This window comes from Holdemanella hominis, assembly GCF_014306155.1.
GTDB lineage: Bacteria > Bacillota_I > Bacilli_A > Erysipelotrichales > Erysipelotrichaceae > Holdemanella > Holdemanella hominis.
Genome location: NZ_JACRWH010000076.1, coordinates 1 through 6,770, shown reverse-complemented (window position 1 = coordinate 6,770; position 6,770 = coordinate 1). Strand labels below are relative to the sequence as shown.

Genomic DNA, 6,770 nt, shown 5'->3' with positions numbered 1-6,770 from the left:
GGCAGACAAAGGAAAATAATCATTTGTACCATAAAAGGACTTGATCATTCTTTGATCTGTTTCTGAATAAGTAACATCCTTATAGGCACGATCAAAACAGATCTTGAATGCCTTATGAAGCATACAGTTATACAGCTCAAGATCCTTTTTGATGATCAATTCTGCATCTGGTTCCAAATCTTTATAATAGATTCTTTGCGACATTGAAAACACCTTCATAAGACAAGTCCTCCTGTTCTATTCGACTCTATTATACTATATTCAAAATAGGTTTAATAGATAGATTTGAGACTTTCTAAATTATTTTATTTGTATCATTATATCACCAATGCGAATATATGATATTTATTAATATTCTCACATGTTCACATTAAATTCACATACAATTAATATATGGACACAACTTATCATTCAAACATTCGAGTTGAAACTGATTCGCCTTATTCAAGAAGTTGGTGGATTAAAGAAGCCTGAAGAAAAGAACAGACTCTATAAAGATCATCCTAAAGGATTCTATGTCTATGCCAAGTTCAAATCCAATGACAACGATTCCAAAAATAGTAAAGATATTCAAGGCTGCTGCGTAAACTACTTTATTCGCTATGCAGGTAGACCTGCCATGGCTGAAAATAGAATCACAGAATACAATAAAGAATCAAATACTGTCAGCTGGTTCTACAATGATCACAAGGATGAGAAAAGATATGATGTCACAGATAATGTGATTGATTTTATAAACCGCCTTATTATACATATACCGGACTATCATTTCTTAATTATTCGATGCCAATGCTTCTAAGAAAACCATAGATAAAGTACATGCACTTCTTGGAATCAAAAAGAACAAGGATAATTCTCGTAAACCTAAAACTAAAGTCCTTAAAAACAAACTCAATAAATTCAAATACCGCACTCATTTAATAGATTCTTTTAACCTAAGATCCAATTCAATGTAAATGTAAAGCCACAATGCAGTATATTTATACATATAATTCATTCAAGGACAAAAGAAATGACAGAACATACTGAAAAAGATATATTGATGAAATGTACAAAACTCGGTTACGAAGAAGAAGCACCTAGATAGTTGATCGATAAATTAGTTCCAAATGAACTTGAAGAAAACTATATGATGCACTGCCCTGAATGTGATCATAAGATGATTGTAAAAAAAATAATTCAACAACTAAAAGACAGACAAATACAAAATGTTGGCTATTACGATAGTCGTTTTTGTCATTCCTGATAATTCATATCTTGTGATATTTTAGTGCTATTTCACATATCATATTTCTCTGTTCCGAAGTCAAAATCTTAATATAAAAAAAAAACTGCATATGCAGTTTGAATTTTACAAATGGTGGAGCGTATCGGGATCGAACCGATGACCCCCTGCGTGCAAGGCAGGTGCTCTCCCAGCTGAGCTAACACCCCATTATAGTAAGCGTCTAAAGAAATCATGGTGGGCCTGAATGGACTTGAACCAACGACCTCACCCTTATCAGGGGTGCGCTCTAACCACCTGAGCTACAGGCCCATATCCCCAAGACGCTCATATATAATACCATAAATATTCATCTTTGCAAGTACTTTTTTACTTTTTTTCTAAAAATTTTCTCTTTTCCTGATAATACACACGCATAATTGTGGAAACCAATAGGATTCCCAAAGCCAAAACACCCGCAATACTCAACGTTTGAAGCCCCATATTTAGTGTGTTTTGAGCATCCCCACGAATGGCCGCAAGCATCGTACGATACATACCGCCTCCAGGAACCAATGGAATCAATGCACAAACTAAAAATGTTGTGACTGGTGTCTTACATTGTCGTGCCAATATTTCTGATGCTAAGGCTAAACCTAAAGCCCCATAGAAATTGGATAATATTTCAGAACAATCTAAATACAGTCCCACCTTGTAACAGACACCACCAATGGCGCCTACAACACCGGCTAGCCATAAATTTCTTCCTTTAATATTAAATAGGAAACCAAACCCTAAACTAGCAAGGAATGAAGAGATTCCTGCTTTTAAAATCACATATATCATAATTCATTCCCCTATATCCAAAAATACATCACAAAACCAGCCCCTACCGCAATGGCAATAGCACACAAAAAGGCATCAACCGCTCTTGCGACACCAGAAACATAATCTCCTGCAATCGTATCACGAATCGCATTGGTAATCGCAAGTCCAGGCACTAAAAGCATAAAGCTAGAAATAACCATAATATCCACATTCGTCTGCGGTAATGCTTGATGGATCAATTGCGCACTCAGTGCTGCAGATCCTGCCGATATCGCATTATTCAAGAAAGAATTTAGTTTGTGTTTTGACAAGAAACAGCTAATACAACGAATCAAAATCCCAATAAAAAAGGACATTACAATTTCTAATAAAGTCCCATTAAAGAACATTCCAAATCCAGCAGCGCCAACCGCACCAAAAAGCATTGTCTCTTTAAATGTATAGCGAGACATCCCCTTAATTCGATCCAATTCATTAGCTAACTCATCCACTGATATTGGATTTGAACAAATTCTTCTAGAAAGCGTATTAATTTGATCAATACGATTCAAATCTACCTCTCCCGTGTGTACCCTGCAAATACGCGTCATTGTTTGATTGTCATACGTCAAAGAAAACATGATACCCGTTAAAGTCACATAGCTATCCGCATATTCAATACCTTCAAAACAATGACACATTCTGACCATTGTTTCTTCGACACGGCTGACTTCCGCACCACTCTCCACTAACATCTTTCCTGCTTCAATAATTGTATTCAATAACTTCTCAATATTCATAATCAAATTATAACAAAAAATAAGCAGAAAAACTGCTTATTAATCAGGAATTTCCACTGTAATCTTGTCCAGTTCTTGAGACACATTTAAAGCGTGGTCATTAATACGCTCAAAATCTGTAAAAATACGTGACAACATCATGCTAACTTCGCTTGAACATTTCTTTTGTTTTAAAGCTTGAATCTGTGCTTCACGCCAACTAGATACAAGTGAATCAATCACATCATCTTTACGTTCTGCCTCTTCTACATCATCCAAATCATTCTTCATATCCTCACATAACTTCTTCATGTGCTCTATAATTTCAATTTCCGAAATTGTCATATCTCCTTGAAGACGTTTTGTCGCCTGATGATTCATATTCACGGCATAATCACTAATACGCTCAATATCCACTAACATCAAATAGTAGCTAGACAATGCTTGAGAAATATTCACATTCAAGTTTGGCGTAGCCAAAGCCGTACTAATATATTCACTAATGACTTTATCCAAGTAATTGACTGTATCCTCTCTTTTGTAGATCTGTTCATCTGTCTTATCACTAAACTGCAACAATTGATCAAAAGCCTGATTTACATTCTCATACGCAAGACTCAACATGTGCATTGTTTCATCATTAATTTGTTTAACCGAAATAGCTGCACCACCAATCATCTTCTTAGACTTAGGTAGTGGCTGCAAATACAATAAACGCTCATCTTCAATCTCTTTATTTTCAACCGGCAAGATGTGTTGTGCAAACTCAGCCAAATACTTTCCAAATGGAAGCAACAAGATTGTTGTACAAACATTAAATATAGTATGCATATTCGCAATCTGTGCAGTCGGATTGTATGGCGTTAAATGAATAACCCCAGATACCAATGGTGTAAACATACATACAATTGTAAAGATCGTTGTACCAATGATATTAAAGCTCAAGTGAATGGCGGTAGCCTGCTTAGCCTCACGACTTGTTCCAATTGAAGCAAGAACAGCCGTAATACAAGTACCAATATTCTGTCCAAACAACACATATACAGCTCCATCCAAGCCAATAACACCACTGGCTGCTAGGGCTTGTAAAATACCTACTGAAGCTGAACTCGATTGAATCAAAGCCGTAAATCCTGCACCCACCAAAATACCTACTAATGGATTTGAGAAATTTGTGACTAATTCAACAAATTCTTTTGATTCTCTTAATGGCATCATAGCTGTACTCATCATATTCATACCAATAAAAAGAATACCCAAACCTGCAATGATCTGCCCAATATCGGTTGCTTTGGCACTCTTCGTAAACATAATCAATGCCACACCCATAAAGGCAACTAATGGAGCAATGGCACTTACATCCAGCGCGATCAACTGACCCGTAATGGTTGTACCGACGTTAGCTCCCATAATAATCCATACAGCTTGTTGTAAAGTCATCATCTGTGCGTTGACAAATCCAACGACCATAACTGTTGTTGCACTCGAACTTTGAATAACCGCCGTAACAAGCGCACCTACAATGACTCCTAAAAATCGATTTGAAGTTAATTTCTCCAAAATTTGTTTTAAACGATCTCCAGCCGCAGCTTCAAGACCATTTCCCATCATCTGCATTCCATATAGGAATAAAGCTAATCCACCCAATAAAGACAATATATTTGTTGTTGTCATATTTTCCACCTTTTCATAATTACACACTTAATATAAATTTAAACGCAAATTCATACTATCTTTACAATGTTAAATCTATGTTAAATTTATTTAACAATTCAAAATAGGGTGTATAATAACCCCAATAAAAGGAGAATTTTATGACAACAATCATTGAAAACAGAAGAAATTTACACCAAATTCCAGAAATTGAACTTACCACACAAAAGACAGCGCAATATATTGAAAACGTATTAGACTTATATGACTGCATCATTGATCATCCCATCCAAAATAGTGTAACCGCCTATTTTGATAACCAAAAAGAAAAGACAATCGTATTCCGTTCCGATATGGATGCACTTCCTATGGAAGAAAATACAGACCTAGAATTCAAAAGCACCAATGGATGTATGCACGCCTGCGGGCACGACGGCCATATGGCCATGGTTTTAGAATTAGCGAAATATGCCAAGGAAAGCGACTACAACGTATTATTGTTATTTCAGCCAGGCGAAGAAAAACCTGGTGGCGCCAAACCTATCATTGAATCTAAATTCTTCGATAAATTTAATATTGCCGCCATCTACGGAACACACATCTATCCAGAACTTGAAAAAGGCAAAGTCTATACGCGTCCTCATGAAATGATGGCAGGCGGATGTGAGTTTGAACTTTTAGTAAAAGGAAAAGCCAGTCATGCAGCCCAACCTCAAAATGGAATCAATGCACTAACGGCTTGTGTAGAAATTCTACAAAAGTCTTTAGAACAAGAAGAAAAAGCTTTCGACGACAACACATTCCACCTTCTTCATTTTGGAACTTTCCATTCTGGATCAGCTTTTAACATCATTGCTGACCAAGCCCATGTACGAGGCTCTATTCGCTATTATGATCCAAAGGTATTTGATCAAATTGTGAATATCATTGAACAAAACATGAATAATGCAATCAAAAAATACAAGGTGCAAGTAAACTTCAAAATCAATCACCACTATCCACCTGTATTCAACAACGAAGAATTATTCTATACAATATACAAAAACAATCTAGTCAACAAACTAGAAAGCCCTGTACTTATCAGTGAAGACTTTGGCTACTATAGAAATGTAGCCCCATCTATCTTCTTCTTTTTAGGTACGGGAGACACCATTCCATTACACTCAAATAAGTTCACCTTTGCTGAAGCCATCCTATACAAAGGTGTGGAACTATACAGGAAACTATTAACGACAAAAAACCCATTCTAGTAAGCACTAGGATGGGTTTTTATTATTATGATACCTAAAAATCACGCTTAAAAGGGTTGGTTTTCTCTGCGGCTATAAAACTTTACTGCCAGCTCGCAAAGGGCTTTATTTTTACTTATTCTTTCTCCTTGCTTTTTCTTGTTTATACGCCTGTTGGTGTGGTTCTGAGAATGGATTTGCGTACTCTTTTACACTCATTTTATCCATTGCTATATCGTGCATTTCCTGCTCTCGAATATGTTTTGCAACTGTAGCATCATTCAATCCTACTGTACTTACATAATATCCTTCACTTCAAAAATGTCTGTTTCCAAACTTATATTTCAAATTTGCATGTCTGTCAAACATCATTAATGCTGACTTCCCTTTCAGATATCCCATAAATGCAGATACAGATAATGATGGAGGTATCATTACCAGCATATGTACATGGTCTCTCATCAAATGTCCTTCTATTATTTCTACATGCTTGTATCTACATAATTCTCTCAATATTTCACCTAAATCTTTTCGATATTGATTGTATATCACTTTTCGTCTATACTTTGGAGTGAAAATGATGTGATACTTACACATCCATTTTGTATGTGCTAAAGAGTTTGCTTTATTAGCCATCATAATCACCATTCTTTCTTATTTTGATAGCTTGAACACCTTCATTATAGAAAGAATGGTGATTATTTTGTATAACATTTTTTTTGATACCACCCGCATAGCAGGTGGTTTTGTCGTTTCGTACTTCGCACTCAGCTGGCTAAAGCCAAAAGCGTAAAAAAAGCCCATCAAATCATATAAAATGATTTGTATGGGCGCTTTTCATTTGCTAAGTCTTGTTTACATCTCTATTTAATTCTATACTTCAATTATGGACACCACTTATCATTCAAACATTCCAATTGAAACTCTATCATTATTAGATTGTGATGTTAAAAACTTCAATTTTATTCATCCCATCAAGAATATCTTCTTCGATAATATTGACTACATTCGAAAACTAGATGCTTCCGGTAAAGCTCGTCCTTGCATTTTAGACAATGTAGAACGTTCTCTTCTTTGCCACACATGTTATCTTGGCTT

At 35.8% G+C, this 6,770-nt stretch carries 7 protein-coding genes, 2 tRNA genes and 2 pseudogenes; 4 read left to right on the top strand and 7 right to left on the bottom strand.

Annotation, left to right across the window (positions count from 1 at the left end; all coding sequences use genetic code 11):
* Window positions 1-219 (bottom strand): hypothetical protein (locus H8911_RS11415; RefSeq protein WP_186999743.1); only part of this gene is annotated, 219 nt, incomplete at its 3' end.
* 142 nt (window positions 220-361) lie between these two features.
* Here H8911_RS11415 and H8911_RS11410 point away from each other — a divergent pair.
* Together H8911_RS11410 and H8911_RS12580 are read left to right on the top strand one after the other, a co-directional pair.
* Window positions 362-799, top strand: a complete 438-nt coding sequence (locus H8911_RS11410; RefSeq protein ID WP_186999742.1) for a transposase — start codon at window positions 362-364, stop codon at window positions 797-799.
* A 288-nt stretch (window positions 800-1,087) separates the two neighbouring features.
* The gene (locus H8911_RS12580; protein WP_222621030.1) at window positions 1,088-1,246 is read left to right on the top strand and encodes a hypothetical protein; all 159 of its coding nucleotides are present in this window, start codon (window positions 1,088-1,090) and stop codon (window positions 1,244-1,246) included.
* 112 nt (window positions 1,247-1,358) lie between these two features.
* On the opposite strand, the gene H8911_RS11405 is transcribed toward H8911_RS12580, so the two are convergent.
* The 5 genes from H8911_RS11405 to H8911_RS11385 all read right to left on the bottom strand — a co-directional run bounded on the left by H8911_RS11405 (window position 1,359) and on the right by H8911_RS11385 (window position 4,464).
* Window positions 1,359-1,434, bottom strand: a tRNA-Ala gene (locus tag H8911_RS11405).
* Window positions 1,435-1,460: 26 nt separating this feature from the next.
* Window positions 1,461-1,537: transfer RNA gene (locus tag H8911_RS11400), tRNA-Ile, on the bottom strand.
* Between the two features lie 57 nt (window positions 1,538-1,594).
* The gene (locus H8911_RS11395; protein ID WP_186999741.1) at window positions 1,595-2,050 is read right to left on the bottom strand and encodes a threonine/serine exporter family protein; all 456 of its coding nucleotides are present in this window, start codon (window positions 2,048-2,050) and stop codon (window positions 1,595-1,597) included.
* An 11-nt stretch (window positions 2,051-2,061) separates the two neighbouring features.
* The gene (locus tag H8911_RS11390) at window positions 2,062-2,811 is read right to left on the bottom strand and encodes a threonine/serine exporter family protein (protein ID WP_186999740.1); all 750 of its coding nucleotides are present in this window, start codon (window positions 2,809-2,811) and stop codon (window positions 2,062-2,064) included.
* Window positions 2,812-2,850: 39 nt separating this feature from the next.
* Window positions 2,851-4,464, bottom strand: a complete 1,614-nt coding sequence (locus H8911_RS11385) for a Na/Pi cotransporter family protein (RefSeq protein ID WP_186999739.1) — start codon at window positions 4,462-4,464, stop codon at window positions 2,851-2,853.
* 140 nt (window positions 4,465-4,604) lie between these two features.
* Here H8911_RS11385 and H8911_RS11380 point away from each other — a divergent pair, with 140 nt between their 5' ends.
* A complete protein-coding gene (locus tag H8911_RS11380; protein ID WP_186999738.1) occupies window positions 4,605-5,693 on the top strand; it encodes a M20 metallopeptidase family protein in 1,089 nt (362 codons plus the stop codon).
* 111 nt (window positions 5,694-5,804) lie between these two features.
* Here H8911_RS11380 and tnpA read toward each other — a convergent pair.
* A pseudogene (gene tnpA / locus H8911_RS11375) lies at window positions 5,805-6,308 on the bottom strand (IS200/IS605 family transposase).
* A 250-nt stretch (window positions 6,309-6,558) separates the two neighbouring features.
* Here tnpA and H8911_RS11370 point away from each other — a divergent pair.
* A pseudogene (locus tag H8911_RS11370) lies at window positions 6,559-6,770 on the top strand (hypothetical protein); the annotation flags it as partial.